A 20,642-nucleotide genomic window follows, 5' to 3' on the forward strand; every position below is an offset into this window, starting at 1 on the left:
CCTATCCCCCTGCGATCAGCGGGATCACCCGCAACTGAAAGAATCCAACCAGAGTCTCGGTCATGAAACCCATGCTGGCCCAGAACACGACAAGGATCGCGAGCAATTTTGGGACAAAAGTTAGCGTCAGTTCCTGAATCGAGGTCAGCGCCTGAAGCAGGCCAACGATCAACCCGGACAACAGCGCCACGGTGAGGATCGGCACCGAGATCACCACCGCAATCCATAGACCCGCACGCAACGTGTCGTAGAAGATGATTTCGTCCATCATCAGATCGGCATCCTTAAAATTTCCTGATAGGCCTCGACGACCTTGTCGCGGACGGTCACGGCGGTTTCGACGGCCAGCTCGGTCTGTGCCAGTGCCTGCACAAGGGCGTGCGGGTCAGCATTGCCCGACAGGGCGGCCATCGCGGTTTTCTCGCCCTGCTGGACAGTTTCGGCAAAGCTGGTGGCGACCGTCGCGAACGGGTTCGTGCTTTGTTCGTCCAGCGGGGCGGGTGTCGCGGCCTGTCTGGATGCAGCGTATTGCTGAGCGGCGAGGGTTGATCTGATATCCATCTAACAGCTTCCTATCGGCGCAGAAGGTCAAGCAGGCTACTCGACATTTGCCGGGCCTGATCGAACATCTTGAGGTTGGCTTCGTAACTGCGTTGTGCTTCGCGGGCGTCCGCAATCTCGATCACAAGGTCAACGTTTGACCCTTGATAGTATCCGGTCTCGTCCGCCAATGGATGAGCGGGGTCGTAGATCGCCGGCAATTCCGTCTGATCCAGTATCACCCGTCCCGAACGCACGGCTCCGGTGGCTTGCCCACCGTCCATCACCGCTTCGAAACTGGCCAGCTTGCGGCGGTACCCGGGCGTGTCGGCATTGGCGATATTCTCGGAGATATAGCGCAGGCGGTTTGCCTGGCTCTGCATTCCGGAAGCGGCGGCTGCGACAGAGGATCTTAAGTCATTCATTTTGCGTCACCTCACCTGCGGCCGAGCGCTGTGCGCATGATGCCAAGCGACGTTTTGTAGACGGTCAAGGCAAGATCTTGGTCGCGTTTTGCTTCTGCGGCGGCCATCATCTCGGTCTCTAACGCGACAGAGTTCCCGTTGGGCGACATGGCCCCGGCGCGGTAGACCATGTTCGGCTCAGCATTTGCCTGATCAACAGACCCGGTCAGGTGGCGCGCGCGGGTGGCTTGCATCGCCCCGCCATTGTTTTCACGAAACGTTTCGGCAAATGATGCAATATCTTTCGCGCGGTATCCGGGTGTATCGGCATTCGCGATATTCTGCGTAATGACCGACTGTCGGGCGGCGGCATGTTTTGCCAGCCCCACGGCTTTGGTCAGGATTTCCATTTTTTCAAACATCGGGGCTTCTCCCTCGATTGGCTTCAACCAAGGCTTAACCCTGATTCCTTTAAAAACAGTTTCAGCAAATGATGGGAGATGCCGAGTGACCCAAATCGGATTTGAACAATTGGCCGCCGAAGTGTCGTCGGTGCGAACCGTCTGCCATGTCGGACGCATCGTGGAAATCGGGCGCGGCACAGTGCGGGTGCGCGGGTTGTCATCGGTCGCCGCGCAAGCCGACCTTGTCGACATTCAACCCAGAACCGGGCGCGCACGTATGGGAGAGATCCTGAATCTGAACGCTGAAACCGTGACAATATTGCCTGACGGAGATGTGGAAGGTCTGCAAATCGGGGATAAGGCTGTCTTGCAAGGGCGCGCCGAGATTGCGCCTGACGACAGTTGGATCGGTCGGGTGATTGACCCGATGGGACAGCCGCTGGATGGGCGCCCGATATTACGAGGCACGCATGCTACCCCACTGCGAGGGCAGCCTGCAAACCCGACAGAGCGGCGCGCCCTTGGTGCCCGGTTGGAAACGGGGCTGGCCGCTTTCAATACGTTTCTGCCCATCGTGCGTGGGCAGCGAATCGGATTGTTTGCCGGATCCGGTGTCGGTAAATCGACATTGCTGGCGAAACTCGCGCGTGGTGTGCAGGCCGATGTCGTTGTGATTGCCCTGATTGGCGAACGCGGGCGCGAGGTGAAGGAATTCGTCGAACGGGTTCTGGGGCCCGAGGGGATGAAGCGCGCCGTTGTGGTCGCGGCCACATCGGATCAATCGCCCATGGTCCGGCGACGTTGTGGTTGGGCTGCTATGACGGTGGCCGAACATTTTCGGGATCAGGGCCAGCATGTTCTGCTTCTGGCAGACAGCGTTACCCGATATGCCGAGGCGCATCGCGAAATCGCGCTGGCGTCGGGCGAAAGCGGAAACTTGCGGGGCTTTCCTCCGTCGACCGCACAACAAATCACAACGCTTTGCGAACGTGCTGGACCGGGTGCAGGCGCGGCGGGCGACATCACCGCCATATTCTCGGTGCTGGTGGCCGGGTCGGATATGGAGGAGCCAGTTGCCGATATTCTGCGTGGGGTGCTGGATGGGCATGTAGTCCTGGACCGAAATATTGCTGAACGCGGGCGTTTCCCGGCGATTGATTTGCTGCGCTCTGTGTCACGCGCTCTGCCAGAGGCCGCGACGGATGAAGAGAATGCCTTGATTTCAAAAGGGCGCAAGCTGCTTGGACAATACAGCAGATCGGAAATGATGATCCAATCCGGCCTTTATACGGCCGGTTCCGACCCTGCGTTGGACGAAGCCATAGCGGCCTGGCCCGATCTGGATGCCTTCCTGACCCACGCCGAAGCAAAAGACAGCACGGCGAGCTTTCAGCGTCTTGCGGCATGTATGGCAACCTAGCGCGGCTTCATCTGACCTAGGCGGCGGACTCATGGAATTCGAGCCACAGGCGTACCGATGCAAGTTTGATCGTTGCCAGAAAGTTGCGTTACGTTTTCTCATACCGCGTTGCGATGCGGCGGGAAGAGGCTTTGATGCGCTCGAAGAAGCGTTCGATTTTGTTGCGTTCCTTATAGATTCCCTGTCGAAATCCTTGGGCAACTTACGATTTGACCTGGGTGGGATCACGTCGATTGCACCTTGTTCCCAGATCATCTCGCGGATCCAATCGGCGTGATATGCCTTGTCCGCCAGTACGTATTGACCGGGTTGCAGAGCGTTCAGAAGTCGCTTGCAGGGCGGGGCATCATGGGCCTGTCCGGGCGTCAGCTCGAACCGGATCGGCAGGCCGTCCTGGTTGGTAAACGCTTGAATTTTCGTACTTAAGCCGCCGCGCAAGCGCCCGAGGCAACGACGCAGGTTGTTTTCTGAGCGTGGTAGCCGAATGGTGTGCCCGCACGGTCGTGCCATCCACCATGACCATATCGACGTTGTGGGCGTCGGCCACCGCCTCCATGATCCGATCCCAGTGGCGCGCATAGCCCCAACAATTGAAGCAGTTGTAGATCGTGGTCGGCGGACCGTATTGCTCGGGCAGATCGGCCCAGGGGATGCCCGTGCGAGGGACGTAAAAGATGCCATTGATCACGCGGCGATCATCAGCACGCTTCACGCCGCGTGACTTGTTGGGAAGTGCTTGTTGGGAAGTGCTTGCTTGATAAACTCCCACTCTAAATCGCTCATATCCGACCGCGCCATCTGTCTGCTCCCGCATGTTGTCTTGCGAGAAATGAATCACAAGCCTATACGAAAGAGCAGAAATTATCGGGTGTACCGCCTAGATCGTCTGAAGCAAACTCAGCGCAATCGCACCGCTTGACATTGACGCGTCGCCAGATGCGATTTGTGAGCGAACAAGGAAAAGCCGGTTCAACTCGTCCATTTTGTCCTGATCCGCAAACTGATCGACAGTGCTGCTACCCAAGTATTGGTCGGCCTTGTCCCGAAAGGTTGCCAGTTGCTGGTCGATGTCGACGGACCCGAACGCGCTTGGCAAACCAAAGGCTGTTTGGAACACCTCGCGCAAAGGTGGGTTGCCCATGATCTTGTACCATTTCGTATCGTCCGATCCGGACCCGCGAACAATTTCAGACAACTGGTAATCCAGTGTCATAGCCAACCGCATGTCGGCATCCTGCTCACCCACCGCAATTTCGAACTGCTTCTGCCGATAGGCATCGGCGACCCTGGACCCGAAATCCGAGATCTGGGTGCGCGGAATGTTGTAATCGCCAAACCCGAAATCCTTAGCGAACTCCAAATACCGTTTATCCGACAACTTGTTGGCCAAATCACCGGTGTCCAGCGTGCCATCGTCCAACACCTTCTTCACAAAATAGGTGCTGTTGATGTCGTCGCCCAACCCGTACGCACCCAAAGCCACACGCAACAGGCGGCGATCACCGACCAGATCTTCACTCGTCTTGATCGACCCGATTTTTTCTTCGAAATACTGTGTGTCCCGCTGGATTTCAGGCGAAGCATTGAACGCGGTCTGTTGCGCAGCCTGTGTGCGCTTCAGGAACGCCCAACCCGCCGCGCCGCCCATGGGTATGACGGGCTGAAAGCTCATGACAATCGCGCACCCAGCAGACGTTCCTCGCGCGGCAACAGGGCCCGTAATTGCTTGAGGGCGAGGTAGTGCTGATCCTCAAGCACGGCCGACGTCGCCAAGGACAGCAGGTCGCGACTGTCCACATCCGTCAGAACTTGGCTCAACTGCTCGATCCCACGCAAAAGTTGCAAGTGCGCATCGTCTTTGGTGACATCACCCGACAGAACAAGCTGTGCGATGTAACAGACCCTGCGTACCGGGGTATTTGCATCCTCGGGATGGATGGCATCCCGCAGTCGCAGGATGTTTGCATTCGGCGTCACGATGGACAGACGCGACCTGCGATCGCCGTTTTCGATCACGGCCCCATTGATCAAGACGCGTTCCTTTGGGCTGAGCTTCAGAACAAGGCCGCTCATGACGCACCCTCCGACTGCCGCAACCCGCGCATGATGGCTGTGTTGATATCCACGAGAACGGAAACATCTTCGCCTTCGGATAGAATCTTGCGACTGTGGTCAGCCGTAAACTCGGCCAGAAAAAATATGCGCGCCCGCAGTTCGTTGGGCAGACCGTTGCCATCATCGGCGACATCCGCCGCAAGCAAGGTCCACAGACGCCGGTTTTCATGAAGGGCTGCGGCCAGATCAGCGAAGCCGGTGGTTCGCGCCCGGCCCAATTGGTGCGTAACCTTTGCAAAAGCGTCGTATTCAGTTCCGCGAGATGTGCGCAACGGTGCGCGGGAGGATGTATTATAGGCCGTTTTGGCCAAGGTGACTGCGTTCACGGGGATTTCCTTCCTGTGACGGGAAACTTACAGAGGGTGAGGTGAGGGCGCCATTTTGGCGCCCTCGTGCCAAGTTAGCGGAACAGTGACAGGATGTTCTGCGGCGCCTGGTTCGCAATCGACAGCGCCTGCGTGCCAAGTTGCTGCTGAACCTGAAGCGCCTGCAACCTTGCCGAGGCTGCTTCCATATCAGCGTCAACCATCGCGCCGATGCCGGCTTTCAGTGAATCCGACAGTTTGCCCACGAAGTTGGATTGAATTTCAATCCGACCTTCAACCGAACCAAAGGTGGCCGAAGCATCAATCGACGTTTGAATCATGTTCTCAATCGCACCAAGGGCTGCATCCGCGCCACCGCTGGTCGAAACATCCATGGTGGCCAGACCTGCCAACCCACCAGACCCGCGCGACGCGCTGAACGAGAAGGCCGCATCAGCATTGGTTTCATTGGTGATCACCAGCTGCGCTGCATTGGTGTCGATATCCATACTGAAGCTGTTTCCATCAAGCCCCTGCGCGACCATCGCGTTCTTCATGCCCGCAACCACGGATTCCGCTGTGTCACCTTCCTTGACGACATAGCTTCCTTGCACCGTCCCTATCGTCAGAGACAGTTGATCGCCAACAACCAGTCCGGTGGTCACGGCAGTATCCACCCCGGCCGCATCCGGCATCACTGCCGCAGTCGCAGTAGCGCCACCAGAGGCGTCAAGGAACGCAAACGTGTCCAGTGTGATCGAGTCGTTGGTGCCACCATCATTGGCATCGATCACACCGGCTGTGCCGGTATCCGTTCCGACCGAGGCAGCCGCCGCGGCCAACGCCGTGCCCGCCGTCAGCGACAGGTTCTGTGCGTCGACACCGATCGAGCTGGTGACGATGGACCCATCTGCTTTCCGGTCAAGCGACGACAGGACGTCGACGCCCGTGTTGCCATTGGCGTTGGTTCCGGTCTGCGAGCCATCCACAAGGTTCAGACCGTTGAATTGCGCCGCGCCGACGACGGATGTGATCTGGTTGCGCAGCGCGACGATGTCGGTTTGGATCTTGCCACGGTCAACATTGTCTTCCTGCGCCGCCACAATCTTGGATTTGATTTCCGTCAGCAGGTCGGTCACGGTTTCCGACGCCTGGCGCGCAACCGCAACGGTGCTTTCGCCCAGTGACAAGCTGTCAGAAATGCCCTTGAAGCCTTTCACATCCGCTTCCATCACTTTGGAAATCGCCCAGACCGCTGCATTGTCTTTCGCTGAGCCGATGGCCTTGCCGGTCGAAATTTCAGCCTGCGTGCTGGCAAGGTTGGAATTGATGGATTTCAGTGTCTGAAGTGCGACCATCGCACTGTTATTGGTCAGAATACTGGACATTCGATTTTTCCTTCGTTCATTGGCGCTTTGCACCTGATTTCGTAGCCGCCGGTTGCGGCGGGTCTGCAAGTCTTTCTGACCGTTGCGTCGCCATAAATCCGGCACGCGCCATCCCTCAGGATGCAGAACTAAAATGAGACGAATGATCTAAAGGAAGTCTGAATCCATACAGTTTGCTTGCCTTCAATTTGAGACAATTCTTTCCTGATCAGGCTTTCCGTTCAAAGCTGGAACCCCGCTTCGACAAATCTTGCGCCCGCCCTTCGCGTGTATAGGTGCGCAGTTCCGACTGACCCTTCATCAGCGCATCCAGTCGCTGTTTCACAGCTCGAATCCCGCGCACCGTTGCCGCCAGCAACTGCTGGTTTCGATCTGCCCGATGGCGAAGCCGTTCAAGAGCCGGTTGGTCTGCCTCCAGCGACTTCACAGAGTTCAACAACCGCTCTTTTTCAGGCGCAAGCCGGGTCAGCTTTTCGATTTCGCCTGAAAGGATAAAAACCCTTTCCCGCTCAAGCAGGTCTTCAAGTGCGTTCATAGCTGTAGGGGCGCTAGAGTCCTCCATTATCTTGTTCCTTCAACGCGTCGAACAGAGATTGAGCCAACCCGATGCCGCCTGATTTCACCATTTCCTCGGCCTGCGCCTGACGTAGAAACGATGCGAACTGATCCTCACCCGCACCACCTCCGAAACCGTCGGGTGTTTTGCCGATCCCTGCTGATTTCAGCATTTCGGACAGGAAACTGGCCTCCAGCTTGCGGGCAACATCCATCAACTCCGCGTCATTCTGCCCTTTGGCGTCAGCATTTGGTTGTGCACCCATACGGTGCGTGGGTCCAACTGCGTCCATTTTCCGATCCTTTTTGACGACAATTTTCTTGGTTATCGCAGCAAGCGGTAAAGAACTGGTAACTTGCAACTGGCATGGTCGCCTTATCGGAGTCAGAACACCCGGAACATGACATGCAATTTAACCCCGCCATTCAGCCAATTGGACCCAGCGATGCCGAACACCGGCCGAGCCTCCGGTCGGCAAAATTGTCAACTGCGCCGGGTGTGGACACGCAGACGAGCATCTCGTTTTCTCTGGGTAAAGACAGGTCCAATATTGGATCGACAATGGAGCCTCCTGCAGTCGCCCGCTTTCTGCCTCCTACCACGCAGGCGGAAACGGCTCCCATTCAGGTCGATCCACAGACCGACCTCAACAGCCAAAACGCGGAAATGACCAAACCAAGGGATACGAATGACCGTATGATGGCTGGGCCAAAAATGCCTGACGCGCCCCGCGCTGCTCCAACAAACGTCACGGCAAAGCCAAACCTTGAGCGCGATCCTGATTTACCGGAAACACCCGCACAAAACGAAGACGAACAGTCCGAGGCCGTGACAGTCCCTGTATTCGCACCTGAAACAGCACCAGCATTTGTCGGGCTTGTGGGCTGGAATGCAGGTGGACCGCCCGGTCACAGCCCGGCATCCGCCATCGGTTCATCACCAACAAACGCATATCCAAGCGAGAATCCCAAACCAGGTACCGCCGCGCCGGTCACGCACAGCCCGCTTGCTTCACAGGACGCCTCCACGCTATCCGTCACCATTCCCTCTGACCCGATTGTGACCATTGTGGCTGCGGCGGACACGGCCGTTCAAACGCCGCCTTTAGTTCCTGACGCCAAATCCGCAGGCCCTGCACTTGCGTCACCCATACATCAACCGATCGCAGGATTGCCCGAATCAAATCCTGTCGCGGCGACCCCTGCCGCAGCACCACATGATTCTGTGAAAGAGGGGTCACGCTCGCGGATTGCAAATGACCCCGTGCAACCAATACAACAACAATCCCCGCTCCTTGATGGGTCAATGCGCAGCGAAACCAAAGCCGTTACACCACAATTGCCGCCATCTCTCTCACCTTTGGCAGCGTCCACTTCGATTGGCGTGTCAACTCCGACGAAATGGTCTTTGGACGACCCAATCACCGCCGCCGAGGTGTTTGTTGCATCGGACGACCCGCTCCCTGATCTGAGCGCGCCGCATCTTCGCGAGGCGGGTCAGCCTGCGCAGCTGCCCCGTTCGGCATCCGAATTGCCACGGCTTATCGCCACACAATTGGCCGATGCGGTTCGATCAAACCCTGACAAACCGATCGAACTGACCTTGAACCCCGAAGAGCTGGGACGCGTTCGGATGAGCTTTCAGACCGAGGCAGCATCCCTGAATGTCATCCTTCAGGTCGAACGCCCCGAGACGCTGGACCTGATGCGCCGCCATATCGAACAACTGGCGCAGGAGATGCACGAACTGGGCTATGACAAGGTCAGCTTTTCATTCCAACAGCAACGGCAAGACACAGCTTCGAACGGGCAGTCCCTGCCGACCGCGCAACAACTGTCGACAACCCGAACCGATCCCGTTGACCCGCTTGAAACGCAAGACGTGGTTCAGGTCCATGTCGGTGGTGCCACCGGCATGGACATTCGGATCTAGAAAGGAAACCCAATGGATGTATCTCAAACCCTGCCCGCTGCGTTGACGGCGGGACCTGCACAATATTCCGAAGGGACGAAAAATGGCGATGCCGTGATCTCTTCTGATTTTGAAACTTTTCTGAAAATGCTGACCGCTCAGATGGAAAATCAGGATCCGTTGAACCCGATTGAATCTTCCGATTACGCCGTGCAGCTGGCCACCTTCTCAGGCGTCGAACAACAGGTGCGGACGAATGATCTGCTTGACGGGCTTGGGACAAAACTTGGCCTGATGGGGCTGTCCGATATTGCCGGATGGGTCGGGATGGAGGCGCGCGTCGCCGCCCCCGTTCAGTTTGATCAGACGCCGATCACACTTGTACCGCAACCAGCCATCGGTGCTGATGAAACAAGGTTGGTCGTCAAGAACGCGGCTGGCGACATTGTCGAGAACAAGATTATCCCGACCTCGACCGACCCGGTTCAATGGGCCGGTGTGGATCAGTCCGGCACGCCGTTCCCGCGTGGTGTCTATTCGTTTGAACTGGTCAGTTCCGGCAACGGTGTTCACCTTTCAACCGACCCGGTAGAGGCTTATAGCAAGATCACCGAAAGCCAGAATGCAGATGGCAATCTGTGGTTGATCCTTGAAAGCGGTCAAAAGATTCAGGCGGACACGGTGTCAGCGATCCGCGAGCCGTGATTGATACGGTTGCCCCTGACCCTTTCGCATCCTAGCTTGGCGCCGGTTTGAACAGGGGCCACGGGAATGGACGAAAAGCTAAGGCAGACAAAGCGCGAGCAACTGCGGCGCATCTGGTCAGATGCGTCGGTGATCCCGGATGCGGCTCATTGGTCCCTGCTGACAGGTGGACGCACCAACCTGATTTGGCGCGTCGATATGCAAGATGCTCCGCCCTTGGTCTGCAAACTGTTCATTCCCAACACCGCCACGCCGCTTTTCGCCAATGACGGAACCCGCGAGGCGCTGGCGTTGCGTGCATTGAGCGGGTCACGCATGGCGCCAGAGCTTGTGGCTTTTCAGGACAGCACCCTTGGTGAAACGATGGTCTATCAGCACATCGACGGCCACCCCTGGAACGGCGATGTGACAGCGGCGGCACAAGCAATGGCACGGCTGCATGCACGCACGCTGCCGGTTGGACTGCCGGAATTGACCGTCACACCCGCCTCACTGATTGCCGATGGTCATGGCATGTCCCCATCCGGCCTGACCCCACCGCCGCCCGTTCCGCAAGCCCTGCCTGACGCCCACCGCGTATTTCTGCATGGCGACTTCGTTCCCGGCAATATCATCGTGACCTCCGATGGGCTGCGACTGATCGACTGGCAGTGCCCCGCCGCTGGCGACTCCAGCGCCGATATCGCAATGTTTCTGTCCCCGGCGATGCAGATGCTCTATGGGCACCGCCCTTTAAGCAAGAATGAAATCGCGCGGTTCCTGTCGGATTATCTGCATGCGAGTCAGGACGCCCGGGCCATCGCGCGTTATCATGCGCTGGCCCCGCTGTATCACTGGCGTATGGTCGCCTATTGTCACTGGAAAAGCGCCCGCGGCGATCAGGACTATGCCCGCGCAGCCTCGCTTGAACTGGACGCGTTAGAGCAGGCTTGACACCCACACGGCGACAAGGGCCAAACCACCACCCAGCGTCACATATCCCATCGCCCGAGCGGGGCGCGCCCGGTCGGTTTCCGGCGGTGGTGTGGATTGTCGGATCAGTGCCGCTTCAGCCAGTTCTGGCAAACGCGGGCCGAACCGGGCCAGCACCCGCACCGTCCGCGCCAAATCGCTTAACAGCGCCTTTGGCCCGATCGAGTTGGCGATATAGCTTTCGACCACCGGCTTTGCGACCTGCCAGATATTGATATTCGGGTTCAGCGACCGGGCCACACCTTCGACAACCACCATGGTGCGTTGCAACAAGATCAGCTCGGTGCGGGTTTCCATCCCAAATTTCTCGGTCACTTCGAACAGATAGGACAGCAGCCGACCCATCGAAATCTGCGTGGCATCCATGCCGAAAATCGGTTCGCCCACAGCGCGCAGGGCGCGGGCAAATTCCTCGACATTGCGGTCGGCGGGCACGTAACCCGCTTCGAAATGAACCTCGGCCACGCGACGATAATCGCGGGTGATAAAGCCATACAGGATCTCGGCATAAACGCGGCGGGTGTATTCGTCAATTCGCCCCATGATGCCGAAATCAATGGCGATAATATCCCCGTTTGCTGCAAATTTCAGATTGCCTTGGTGCATATCGCCATGAAACAGACCGTCGCGCAGCGCGTGTGACAGGAACAGTTGCAGCACCCGTTCGCCCAGCCCATCCATATCCAGCCCCGAGGCGCGAATGGCGGGCAAATCGTTTGCCGGAATGCCCTCGCCCCAACCCAATGTCATGACGGTCCGAGCCGACAATCCCCAATTGACCTTGGGCACAACGAACCCGGCATCATCTGCGGTGTTCTCGGCAAACTCACTGGCCGAGGCGCTTTCCAGCCGCAAATCCAGCTCGCCCATCACCACGCCCTCGAAATGTTCGACCACATCAGTGGGACGCAGGCGGCGGGTGGAGGGCAGCAAGAACTCGATGACACCGGCCGAGAAATGGAATGCGTCGATATCGGTGCGAAACGCGCGTTCAATATACGGGCGCAAAACCTTTACTGCGACTTCCTCGCCTGTGGCTGCGATGCGCGCGCGATGGACCTGCGCAATCGACGCAGCGGCGACGGGTTCTGAAAACTCCGAGAACACCTCGTCGATCTTGATGCCCAGTTCCTTTTCGACCATCCGCCGGGCAACGGCAGACGGAAACGGGGGAAGCTTGTCCTGCAGATATTGCAATTGATCCGACAGCTCCGCACCAACCACGTCGGGGCGTGTCGATAGAATCTGGCCAAACTTGATATAGGCTGGGCCAAGCGCCGTGATCGCGCGCGTCAGGGGCGGCAGAGACGTGTCGCCCTTCTTGCCCAACCACGCAAAAGGAAAGCCCACAATTCGCGCGGCCATACGAATGATCGGCGGCGCGTTCATCGCATCCAGCACGACACCCATCGCGCCCGTCCGTTGAAAGGTCGCACCGGTGCGGATCAGCCGCCAGATGTTGTGGGGTCCGCGCATCCTAGATCTTCCATCCCGAATGCAGTGCCGCGATGCCCATGGACAGGTTGCGATATTTCACATTCTCAAATCCGGCGTTGCGGATCATTTGCGCGAACGTCTCTTGATCCGGAAATTTGCGAATGGATTCGACCAGGTATTGGTAGCTGTCGGCGTCATCAGCGATCAGTTTGCCCATGCGGGGGATCACGTTGAAGGAATAGAGATCATAGAGCTTCTGCATACCGTCATTGGGAAGCTGGCTGAACTCCAGCACAATCAGGCGACCGCCGGGTTTCAGTACGCGGTAAGCCTCGGACAGGGCATCTGCGATCCGCGTCACGTTGCGGATGCCGAAGCTGATCGTATAGCGGTCAAAGCTGCCATCCTCGAACGGCAGCGCCATCGCATCGCCGACGACCCAATCCAGCCGATCGGCTTTGTTGGCGACGTCTGCGCGTTTGCGTCCTTCGACCAGCATCGACTCGGTCATGTCCAGCACAACCGCAGATGCCTTGGGTGCGCGATCCAGGAAACGGAACGAGATATCGCCAGTGCCCCCTGCGACATCCAAAAGCCGTTGACCGTTCCGGGGGGCCAGCCAATCCATCATCGCGTCTTTCCAAACGCGGTGGATGCCAACGGACATGACGTCATTCATGATGTCATATTTCGACGCGACATTGGTGAATACGCCATGGACCATGCGGGCCTTGTCATCCTCGGCCACGGTCTTGAACCCAAAATGGGTTGTTTTTGTTTCGGATGTGCTCATCGGGCTTGCCCATTCCTTGCGATTGATCCCTCATATCCCGACGAATACCCACGCACAATGGAGACACGCCCGATATGCCCGAATTACCAGAGGTCGAGACGGTTCGTCGCGGATTGTCCCCCGTGATGGAAGGCGCGCGGATTGTCCGGGCTGAAACCCGGCGCGAGGGGCTGCGCTGGCCGTTTCCCGACCGGATGGCGGATCGGCTGACCGGGGCAAGGGTCATGCGGTTGGGGCGGCGGTCGAAGTATCTGTTGGCGGATCTTGATACCGGCGAGACCCTGATCACTCATCTTGGCATGTCAGGACGAATGCTGATCTCGGGCCACCCTTTGGGCAAGTTTCATCACGACCACCCCGCGCCGGAAAAGCATGACCACGTGGTGCTGCACATGGACAACGGCGCACGGGTGACATTCAATGACCCGCGGCGCTTTGGCGCGATGGACCTGTGCGACTCGTCAGGGCTAGAGGACCATAAACTGATCCGCGTGTTGGGACCGGAGCCGTTGGGGAACGCCTTCGACGAACCCTATCTCATCGGCGCGTTAAAGCACCGTAACTCCCCCATCAAATCCGCCCTTCTGGATCAGGGAATCATCGCGGGGCTTGGCAATATATATGTCTGCGAGGTGCTGTTTCGGGCCGGCATTCACCCCACCCGCAAAGCCATGCGTCTTTCATCCGCGCGCATCGCAGGGCTGGTCCCGATCATTCGTAACGTGCTGGTAGAAGCGATTGAAAGCGGCGGATCTTCCCTTAACGATTACCGGCAGGCAGACGGCGAACTGGGCTATTTCCAACACAATTTTCAAGCCTACGGCCGCGAGGGTCAACCCTGCGTGACGCAAGGTTGCACTGGAAAAATAAGGCGAATCACGCAATCGGGGCGTTCAACATTCTATTGTGCGCAATGCCAAAGATAGCTTGATCACTGAGGCGGGCAGGCTTACGACTCCGCTTCGACCACCACGGACAATGGCAAGGGGAACCATGGCCTATAAGAATATCATCGTTGAGATCGAAGATCACATCTGTCTGATCAAGCTCAACCGACCCGACGCGCTGAACGCATTGAACCTTGATCTGCTGGGCGAACTGGGTGACGCCTTGGCGGACGCTCAGAAGAACGACAAGGCGCGTTGCATCGTGATCACCGGATCCGAAAAAGCCTTCGCCGCCGGGGCAGACATCAAGATGATGGCCGAGAAGAGCTTTGTCGATGTGTTCGCTGGCGACCTTTTCACTCCGGAAGAAGATGCGATCATGCGCATCCGCAAACCGATCATCGCCGCCGTGTCCGGCTATGCGCTGGGCGGCGGGTGCGAGCTGGCGATGATGTGTGATTTCATCATTGCCGCGGACACCGCCAAGTTCGGCCAACCCGAGGTGAACCTGGGTGTGATGGCTGGCATGGGCGGCAGCCAGCGTCTGACCAAACTTGTTGGTCGCGCCAAGTCGATGGACATGAACCTGACCGGTCGGTTCATGGACGCGGAAGAAGCAGAACGTGCTGGCCTTGTCAGCCGTGTCGTGCCCGCCAAGAAGCTGATGGATGAAGCGATGTCCGCCGCGGCCAAGATCGCCGAAAAGTCCATGATAACGGTGATGGCCATCAAAGAAGCAGTGAACCGCGCCGAGCAGCTGCCGCTGACCGAAGGCATCCTGTTTGAACGTCGCCTGTTTCATTCGTTATTTGCGACCGAGGACCAGAAGGAAGGCATGGCCGCCTTCACCGAGAAGCGCGAACCACAGTTCCGCGACAAGTAACGCTTTTTATGGGTTCCCTTTGCAGACATTTTTCCGTAAAGGGTGCCGTCATACATGCGCGTGAGGCCCGCTTTGGCCAGAATCACCGGTTCTGAACCCGGTCGGGTGCGAACGCGCGGCTATTGAAACGTAAACCACACCCGATGAAGGGATCAGACACATGGCAAATTCGCCCCAGTCCAAAAAACGCGCCCGCCAGAACGAGGCTCGTTTTGCTGTAAACAAAGCCCGCCGTTCGCGCATTCGCACCTTCCTGCGCAAGGTCGAAGAAGCCATCGAATCCGGTGACAAGGAAGCCGCGTCGGCAGCCCTGAAAACTGCTCAGCCCGAACTGATGCGCGGCGTGACCAAAGGCGTTTACCACAAGAACACCGCCGCTCGGAAAGTGTCGCGCCTGTCCGCACGGATCAAAACCCTGGGCTAATCGCGATTCTGGTCAAAGACCGGTTTTGAAAAACAGACGGAGCGTGTCCTCAAAGGCACGCTCCGCTCTCGTTTTTGGCGGCAAAAATTGCATTAGTGCAAGCCGCTTGGGATTCGTTTCTGCAAAGAATGAGTCAAGCACGAGTTTCTATTGCGCGCGCCGCTGACAGGTTGCTAGTTTGCCCTCAGCGATTCACATCGCCGACTTGGGACTATCATACATTCAAGGGATAACCCCTTGAAAAATTAGGTTAAAATTTGACCTGAAGATTGAATCGGAGCCTGTCCGGTGCAATCGACGTAAGTTTTTATTCCGACTTGGGGGTCGGGTTAAAGGCAAGCGTCGTTTCAGTGATTGTCAGACCGTTTCGGCCTGGCAGGTTAACTTATTGTTATGTCTCCATGCCCGATCGGGCGATCCCTGTGCCAAGACTGTGGTCTTGTGCAGCGAACGCCTGTCGGCTTGGCACGCTTTTGGTGAGGCAGGCGTGCTTGGTTTTGTGGATCGTCGGGCGCTTGGGCGCGTCTGGTATCTATATGTTTGGTAAAATGGCTGTCGTTGAACAGCCTATCAAAGAAACCGGGTCGAGGTGACATGACGAACGATGAATGGGGACTTGTTCGAAACAAGCTGCAAAAGGCGGTAGGGCAGAACAACTATACCAATTGGATTGAACCGCTGGAATTTGCCGATCTGAAGAACGGCGTGGCAACATTTCTGGTTCCGACCAATTTTATGGGCAACTGGGTGGATCGAAACTTCGGCGACAAGATTCTGCATCAGATGGTTGGCGAGGGCCTGAAGGTCTCGAGACTTGATTTTGCGGTCCCGTCGAAGACAGCCACGGCAAAATTGGCTCAGGCGTCAGATGAAACTGCACCGGCTGTCGCAATTGCCAGAACAAATCACGACGATCTGCCCGGCGCACCGCTTTACGACCGTTTCACCTTCGACAATTTCGTTGTGGGCAAGCCCAACGAACTGGCGCACGCAGCAGCCCGTCGCGTGGCCGAAGGTGGCCCGGTGACGTTCAACCCGCTGTTCCTGTATGGCGGCGTCGGACTGGGCAAAACGCACCTGATGCACGCCATTGCGCACGAAATGACCACCCGCAATCCCGATCTTCGCGTGGTCTATCTGTCAGCCGAGCAGTTCATGTATCGCTTTGTGCAGGCCCTTCGCGAAAAGCAGATGATGGATTTCAAGCAGCTGTTCCGCTCGGTTGATGTGCTGATGGTGGATGATGTGCAATTCATTGCGGGCAAGGACAGCACGCAGGAAGAATTTTTCCACACCTTCAATGCGTTGGTGGATCAAAACAAGCAGATCATCATTTCCGGCGACCGCGCACCAGGCGAGATCAAGGACTTGGAAGACCGTATCAAAAGTCGTCTGCAATGTGGCCTTGTAGTGGACCTGCACCCGACCGACTACGAACTGCGCCTTGGTGTGCTTCAGAACAAGGTTAGCACCTATCGCGAACAATATAACGGGCTGGTGATCGCGGATGGCGTTCTGGAGTTTGTCGCCCACCGCATCTCGACCAATGTGCGCGTTCTGGAAGGTGCTTTGATGCGCTTGTTTGCCTTCGCGTCTCTGGTGGGTCGCGAAATCACGTTAGAGCTGGCACAGGATTGCCTTGGTGACATCCTGCGCGCCTCGGACCGTAAGGTGACGGTGGAAGAGATACAGCGCAAGGTTAGCGAACATTACAACATTCGCCTGTCCGACCTGATCGGTCCGAAGCGTGTGCGCACCATTGCCAGACCGCGTCAGGTGGCGATGTATCTGGCCAAACACATGACCTCGCGGTCATTGCCAGAGATCGGGCGCCGATTTGGCGGTCGTGATCACACCACTGTCATGCACGGGGTGAAGCGGATTGACGAGTTGAAGGGCGCCGACGATCAGATCGCTGAAGATCTTGAACTTCTGCGCCGTGCGCTTGAAGCCTGAATTGACACGACTCTGGCGGGTTTTTAGGCCCTAAAGCCTTGACCCGCCCGCGAAAGAATCAGACATTCCGAATAACAAATTGAGCCGGGCGGAGAACGTGATATGTTCACCGTCCCGGTATCTGTCAGGAGTGGGACATGAAGATCAGTATCGAACGCGGCGCGCTGCTTAAAGCCGTGTCACAGGCGCAATCCGTTGTAGAACGCCGAAACACCATCCCAATCCTCGCCAATGTGCTGATCGAAGCCGAAGGCAACAGCGTATCGTTCCGCGCCACCGATCTGGATATCGAAGTTGTCGACAAGACCGATGCCATGGTCGAACGCGCCGGTGCCACAACGGTGTCCGCCGTGACCCTGCACGAAATTGTGCGCAAGCTGCCTGATGGGGCGTTGGTGCAACTGACCGACGATGGTGCAACCGGCCGGTTGGCGGTCGAGGCGGGACGCTCGAACTTTTCGCTCGCGACGCTGCCGAAGGAAGATTTCCCGGTGATGGCATCATCCGAGTATTCAGCTAATTTCTCGGCCCCCGCGCCTGTTCTGCGCCGCCTGTTCGACAAGTCGAAATTCGCAATCTCGACGGAAGAGACACGGTATTACCTGAACGGCGTCTATATGCATGTGGCTGATGCTGATGGCGGCAAGGTTCTGCGTTGCGTGGCCACTGATGGTCACCGTCTTGCACGGATCGACGCCGACCTGCCCGCCGGCGCCGAGGATATGCCCGGCGTGATCGTGCCCCGAAAAACCGTGGGCGAGATGCGCAAACTGCTGGACGATGACGATGCGACCATCGCCGTGTCCGTGTCGGAAACCAAGATCCGCTTTGCGACACCTGCGATCACACTGACGTCGAAGGTGATCGACGGCACGTTCCCCGACTACACCCGCGTTATTCCCACGGGCAACACCCGCAAACTGGAGGTGGACGCCACCGAATTTGCTCAGGCCGTCGATCGCGTCGCCACTGTGTCCAGCGAACGGTCGCGTGCCGTGAAGCTGCAACTGGACGAAGATCGCCTGATCCTGTCCGTGAATGCCCCGGACGCCGGTGCCGCCGAAGAAGAACTGGCTGTCGCCTATGGGGACGAGCGATTGGAAATCGGGTTCAACGCCAAATACCTGCTTGAGATTGCCAGCCAGGTGGACCGCGAAAACGCTGTGTTCATGTTCAATTCCTCCGGCGACCCGACCTTGATGCGTGAAGGCAATGACACCAGTGCTGTCTATGTCGTCATGCCGATGCGTGTGTGACCGCTACCAAGCCACGATCCGACGCCCCCGGCGGGGATGTTTTCTGTAAGAAGATAAGGCAGGGCAAGTGATGCTGGCCTTGCGAGAGCTGACACTCAGCCATTTTCGAAGCCACCGCATTGCGCGGCTGTCGCTTGACGGACGGCCCGTCGCCATCCATGGCCGCAACGGGGCTGGCAAGACCAACATCCTTGAGGCGATATCCATGCTGTCTCCGGGGCGCGGGTTGCGACGTGCAACCGCGGACGAGATGATCCGGCGGCCGGAAGGCGTCGGCTGGAAGGTCACGGCAATCCTGCAAAGCCTGCATCAAATACACGAGGTTGAGACCTGGATCGAACAAGGCGGCGTGCGGCAGGTGCGGATCGATGGTAAATCCGCGCCGCAGGTCGCCCTGGGCCGGATCGCGCGGATGGTCTGGCTGGTGCCGGTGATGGACCGTCTTTGGGTCGAAGGCGCAGACGGGCGCAGGCGGTTTCTGGACCGGATGACAATGAGTTTCAAGCCGCACCACGCCGATACGGTTCTGACCTATGAAAAGGCCATGCGCGAACGCAATCGGCTGTTGAAAGATGGTCAGCGTGACGGCCACTGGTATGATGCCTTGGAAGCGCAGATGGCGCGCGCTGCCGCCGAGATGACCAAGAACCGAAACGCCGCCCTGTCACAGCTGATCGCGGCACAAGCCGAAGCCGAAACGGCTTTTCCGGCGGCGGAACTGTCTCTAATCCAGCCTGACGAGGCCGAATTGCCGACAACTGAAGAGGGTTTGGCACAGGCGTTTGCCGAAAGCCGTCCACGTGATTTGCTGGCCGGGCGGACCCTTGTTGGGCCGCATCGGACAGATCTGGCCGCCACTTATTCCACCAAGGGGATTGCCGCGCGGGATTGCTCGACAGGCGAGCAGAAAGCGCTCTTGGTGTCGTTGATTCTTGCCAACAGCCGCGCGTTGACGCGTGATTTTGGCGCACCGCCCATCCTGCTGCTGGACGAAGTGGCCGCCCATCTGGATGCTGGCCGTCGTGCCGCGCTTTATGACGAGGTTTGCGCACTTGGCGCGCAAGCCTTCATGACCGGCACTGGTCCCGAATTGTTTGCCGAACTTGGCAATCGTGCCAGCCATATTGAAGTCAGCGAAGCGGATGGGCGCTCGCACATTGAAGAGGTGACGATATGAAGTCCAACCGTGTGACCCTGATCACCCTTGGCGTCAGGGATATTGCCCGGGCCCGCGACTTTTATGAAGCCATCGGGTGGGAGCCATCCGAAGTGCAGGACAAGGTGGTCTTCTATGACATGAACGGCATGAAATTCGGATTTTACCTGTTGGATGGCTTGGCCGAAGACACAGGGATGCCAATTGAGGCCCTGAAGACAGGGGCGATGACACTGGGACAGAACTTCCCGACCGAGGCCGAGGTCGATGCGGCCTATGACAAGGCTCTTGCAGCGGGGGCAACCGAAGTTACACGCCCTGAAAAGATCTTTTGGGGCGGGTATTCGGGTTACTTCGCCGACCCAGACGGGCACCTGTGGGAATACGCCATGAACCCGTTCTGGGAACTGGATGGTGATGGGCATCTGAAATGACAATCACAGCGCTTGAGCTTGGTTTCTATGTCATCGGCCTGTTCATCCTGTTCCTGACCCCCGGCCCGGTTTGGGTGGCATTGGTGGCTCGCGTTCTGGCCGGTGGCTTTGCCCAGGCTTGGCCGCTGGCGATGGGCGTCGCAATCGGCGACATCTTCTGGTCGGTTCTGGCGGCCCTGGGCATGGGCTGGGTGGCGTCCAGCTTTGGCGGGGCCATGTTGGTCCTGAAAATCGTGGCTGCGCTGTTTTTTATCTGGCTGGGCGTCACGATCATTCGATCCGCCGATCATAAGATTTCCAAGGATCGCAAGTTGACCCGTCCCGGCATCTGGGCGGGTTTTGTCGCGGGCCTGATCGTAATTCTCGCCAACCCCAAGGCCATTCTGTTCTACATGGGCGTTCTGCCGGGGTTCTTTGACCTGTCGCGCCTGACCGCCGCGGACATTGTGGCTATTGGCATTGCCTCTTTCATCGTGCCGTTGATTGGCAACCTGGGCATGGCGTTTTTTATCGACCGCGCCCGCAAATTGCTGTCATCACCGACAAGCCTGCGTCGTATGAACGTGGCCGCCGGTAGCATGTTGATTCTGGTGGGAATCATCATTCCATTTACATAGGCGGAAAAGCGGTCTGTTGGACACTAAATCTTGTGTCAGGCGGGTGACAACGCCGGTAAAAAACCCTATATTTTCGGCA

25 protein-coding genes and 1 pseudogene are annotated in these 20,642 nt (G+C 57.8%); 12 read left to right on the plus strand and 14 right to left on the minus strand.

The genetic code is table 11. The annotated features are described in order from the left end of the window. Position 1: 1 nt before the first annotated feature. From BMY55_RS01825 to BMY55_RS01840, 4 genes are read right to left on the minus strand one after another with little or no spacing between them, the layout of a single operon-like run. On the minus strand, positions 2-271 hold the full coding sequence (locus BMY55_RS01825) for a flagellar biosynthetic protein FliQ (RefSeq protein WP_091427776.1): 270 nt from the start codon (positions 269-271) through the stop codon (positions 2-4). Beyond that, entirely contained in the window at positions 271-561 is a 291-nt protein-coding gene (gene fliE, locus BMY55_RS01830; RefSeq protein WP_091427778.1) for a flagellar hook-basal body complex protein FliE, read from the minus strand. Before fliE ends, BMY55_RS01825 begins: the two co-directional genes overlap by 1 nt. Positions 562-572: 11 nt before the next feature. Then, the gene (flgC, locus tag BMY55_RS01835) at positions 573-965 is read right to left on the minus strand and encodes a flagellar basal body rod protein FlgC (protein ID WP_091427780.1); all 393 of its coding nucleotides are present in this window, start codon (positions 963-965) and stop codon (positions 573-575) included. Between the two features lie 11 nt (positions 966-976). Then, on the minus strand, positions 977-1,366 hold the full coding sequence (locus tag BMY55_RS01840) for a FlgB family protein (RefSeq protein ID WP_091427782.1): 390 nt from the start codon (positions 1,364-1,366) through the stop codon (positions 977-979). Between the two features lie 85 nt (positions 1,367-1,451). Here BMY55_RS01840 and BMY55_RS01845 point away from each other — a divergent pair, with 85 nt between their 5' ends. Beyond that, the gene (locus BMY55_RS01845; protein WP_091427784.1) at positions 1,452-2,768 is read left to right on the plus strand and encodes a FliI/YscN family ATPase; all 1,317 of its coding nucleotides are present in this window, start codon (positions 1,452-1,454) and stop codon (positions 2,766-2,768) included. A gap of 93 nt (positions 2,769-2,861) precedes the next feature. On the opposite strand, the pseudogene BMY55_RS17175 reads toward BMY55_RS01845, so the two are convergent. From BMY55_RS17175 to BMY55_RS01880, 8 genes and pseudogenes are all read right to left on the minus strand, one after another. After that, positions 2,862-3,206 (minus strand): annotated as a pseudogene (locus BMY55_RS17175) (transposase); the annotation flags it as partial. After that, positions 3,115-3,480: a transposase gene (locus BMY55_RS17180; RefSeq protein WP_407638987.1), complete on the minus strand. Its 366-nt coding sequence runs from the start codon at positions 3,478-3,480 to the stop codon at positions 3,115-3,117. The gene BMY55_RS17180 and the pseudogene BMY55_RS17175, both read right to left, overlap by 92 nt. Before the next feature lie 165 nt (positions 3,481-3,645). Continuing rightward, on the minus strand, positions 3,646-4,440 hold the full coding sequence (locus BMY55_RS01855) for a DUF1217 domain-containing protein (RefSeq protein WP_091427785.1): 795 nt from the start codon (positions 4,438-4,440) through the stop codon (positions 3,646-3,648). After that, on the minus strand, positions 4,437-4,841 hold the full coding sequence (flbT, locus tag BMY55_RS01860; protein ID WP_091427787.1) for a flagellar biosynthesis repressor FlbT: 405 nt from the start codon (positions 4,839-4,841) through the stop codon (positions 4,437-4,439). Before flbT ends, BMY55_RS01855 begins: the two co-directional genes overlap by 4 nt. Further along, on the minus strand, positions 4,838-5,209 hold the full coding sequence (flaF, locus tag BMY55_RS01865; protein WP_091427788.1) for a flagellar biosynthesis regulator FlaF: 372 nt from the start codon (positions 5,207-5,209) through the stop codon (positions 4,838-4,840). The genes flbT and flaF overlap by 4 nt, the downstream gene beginning before the upstream one ends. A 74-nt stretch (positions 5,210-5,283) precedes the next feature. Further along, entirely contained in the window at positions 5,284-6,576 is a 1,293-nt protein-coding gene (locus BMY55_RS17120) for a flagellin (protein ID WP_091427790.1), read from the minus strand. A gap of 208 nt (positions 6,577-6,784) precedes the next feature. Continuing rightward, a complete protein-coding gene (locus tag BMY55_RS01875) occupies positions 6,785-7,138 on the minus strand; it encodes a hypothetical protein (RefSeq protein ID WP_143064268.1) in 354 nt (117 codons plus the stop codon). Then, positions 7,125-7,397 (minus strand): rod-binding protein, encoded by a 273-nt coding sequence (locus BMY55_RS01880; RefSeq protein ID WP_091431927.1) that lies wholly within the window; start codon positions 7,395-7,397, stop codon positions 7,125-7,127. Before BMY55_RS01880 ends, BMY55_RS01875 begins: the two co-directional genes overlap by 14 nt. Positions 7,398-7,798: 401 nt before the next feature. Between BMY55_RS01880 and BMY55_RS01885 the strand changes: the two genes are divergently transcribed. The 3 genes from BMY55_RS01885 to BMY55_RS01895 all read left to right on the plus strand — a co-directional run bounded on the left by BMY55_RS01885 (position 7,799) and on the right by BMY55_RS01895 (position 10,681). Then, positions 7,799-9,064 carry a flagellar hook-length control protein FliK gene (locus tag BMY55_RS01885; protein ID WP_177179270.1) on the plus strand — a complete coding sequence of 422 codons (1,266 nt, stop codon included), beginning with the start codon at positions 7,799-7,801 and terminating at the stop codon, positions 9,062-9,064. A gap of 12 nt (positions 9,065-9,076) precedes the next feature. Further along, a complete protein-coding gene (locus tag BMY55_RS01890) occupies positions 9,077-9,748 on the plus strand; it encodes a flagellar hook capping FlgD N-terminal domain-containing protein (RefSeq protein WP_091427795.1) in 672 nt (223 codons plus the stop codon). A gap of 66 nt (positions 9,749-9,814) precedes the next feature. Continuing rightward, complete coding sequence (locus BMY55_RS01895; RefSeq protein WP_091427797.1) at positions 9,815-10,681, plus strand: phosphotransferase; 867 nt, start codon at positions 9,815-9,817, stop codon at positions 10,679-10,681. Here the strand turns inward: BMY55_RS01895 and ubiB are convergent. Both ubiB and ubiE read right to left on the minus strand, forming a co-directional pair. Beyond that, a complete protein-coding gene (gene ubiB / locus BMY55_RS01900; RefSeq protein ID WP_091427798.1) occupies positions 10,667-12,196 on the minus strand; it encodes a 2-polyprenylphenol 6-hydroxylase in 1,530 nt (509 codons plus the stop codon). The two genes, BMY55_RS01895 and ubiB, sit on opposite strands and share 15 nt — an antisense overlap. Position 12,197: 1 nt before the next feature. Further along, complete coding sequence (ubiE, locus tag BMY55_RS01905) at positions 12,198-12,950, minus strand: bifunctional demethylmenaquinone methyltransferase/2-methoxy-6-polyprenyl-1,4-benzoquinol methylase UbiE (protein ID WP_091427800.1); 753 nt, start codon at positions 12,948-12,950, stop codon at positions 12,198-12,200. A gap of 74 nt (positions 12,951-13,024) precedes the next feature. Between ubiE and mutM the strand changes: the two genes are divergently transcribed. The 8 genes from mutM to BMY55_RS01945 all read left to right on the plus strand — a co-directional run bounded on the left by mutM (position 13,025) and on the right by BMY55_RS01945 (position 20,563). Further along, on the plus strand, positions 13,025-13,876 hold the full coding sequence (gene mutM, locus BMY55_RS01910; RefSeq protein WP_091427802.1) for a bifunctional DNA-formamidopyrimidine glycosylase/DNA-(apurinic or apyrimidinic site) lyase: 852 nt from the start codon (positions 13,025-13,027) through the stop codon (positions 13,874-13,876). A 67-nt stretch (positions 13,877-13,943) separates the two neighbouring features. Then, the gene (locus tag BMY55_RS01915; protein ID WP_091427803.1) at positions 13,944-14,720 is read left to right on the plus strand and encodes an enoyl-CoA hydratase; all 777 of its coding nucleotides are present in this window, start codon (positions 13,944-13,946) and stop codon (positions 14,718-14,720) included. Between the two features lie 160 nt (positions 14,721-14,880). After that, positions 14,881-15,144 (plus strand): 30S ribosomal protein S20, encoded by a 264-nt coding sequence (rpsT, locus tag BMY55_RS01920; protein WP_091427805.1) that lies wholly within the window; start codon positions 14,881-14,883, stop codon positions 15,142-15,144. A 594-nt stretch (positions 15,145-15,738) separates the two neighbouring features. Then, positions 15,739-17,100 carry a chromosomal replication initiator protein DnaA gene (gene dnaA, locus BMY55_RS01925; protein ID WP_091427807.1) on the plus strand — a complete coding sequence of 454 codons (1,362 nt, stop codon included), beginning with the start codon at positions 15,739-15,741 and terminating at the stop codon, positions 17,098-17,100. Between the two features lie 137 nt (positions 17,101-17,237). Further along, complete coding sequence (gene dnaN / locus BMY55_RS01930; protein ID WP_091427809.1) at positions 17,238-18,356, plus strand: DNA polymerase III subunit beta; 1,119 nt, start codon at positions 17,238-17,240, stop codon at positions 18,354-18,356. A 70-nt stretch (positions 18,357-18,426) separates the two neighbouring features. Further along, positions 18,427-19,533 (plus strand): DNA replication/repair protein RecF, encoded by a 1,107-nt coding sequence (gene recF, locus BMY55_RS01935; RefSeq protein ID WP_091427811.1) that lies wholly within the window; start codon positions 18,427-18,429, stop codon positions 19,531-19,533. Continuing rightward, positions 19,530-19,946 carry a VOC family protein gene (locus BMY55_RS01940; protein WP_091427813.1) on the plus strand — a complete coding sequence of 139 codons (417 nt, stop codon included), beginning with the start codon at positions 19,530-19,532 and terminating at the stop codon, positions 19,944-19,946. The genes recF and BMY55_RS01940 overlap by 4 nt, the downstream gene beginning before the upstream one ends. Then, a complete protein-coding gene (locus BMY55_RS01945) occupies positions 19,943-20,563 on the plus strand; it encodes a LysE family translocator (protein WP_091427815.1) in 621 nt (206 codons plus the stop codon). The genes BMY55_RS01940 and BMY55_RS01945 overlap by 4 nt, the downstream gene beginning before the upstream one ends. The last annotated feature ends 79 nt before the right edge of the window (positions 20,564-20,642 follow it).

The sequence above is a fragment of the Aliiroseovarius sediminilitoris genome (genome assembly GCF_900109955.1).
Taxonomy (GTDB): domain Bacteria; phylum Pseudomonadota; class Alphaproteobacteria; order Rhodobacterales; family Rhodobacteraceae; genus Aliiroseovarius; species Aliiroseovarius sediminilitoris.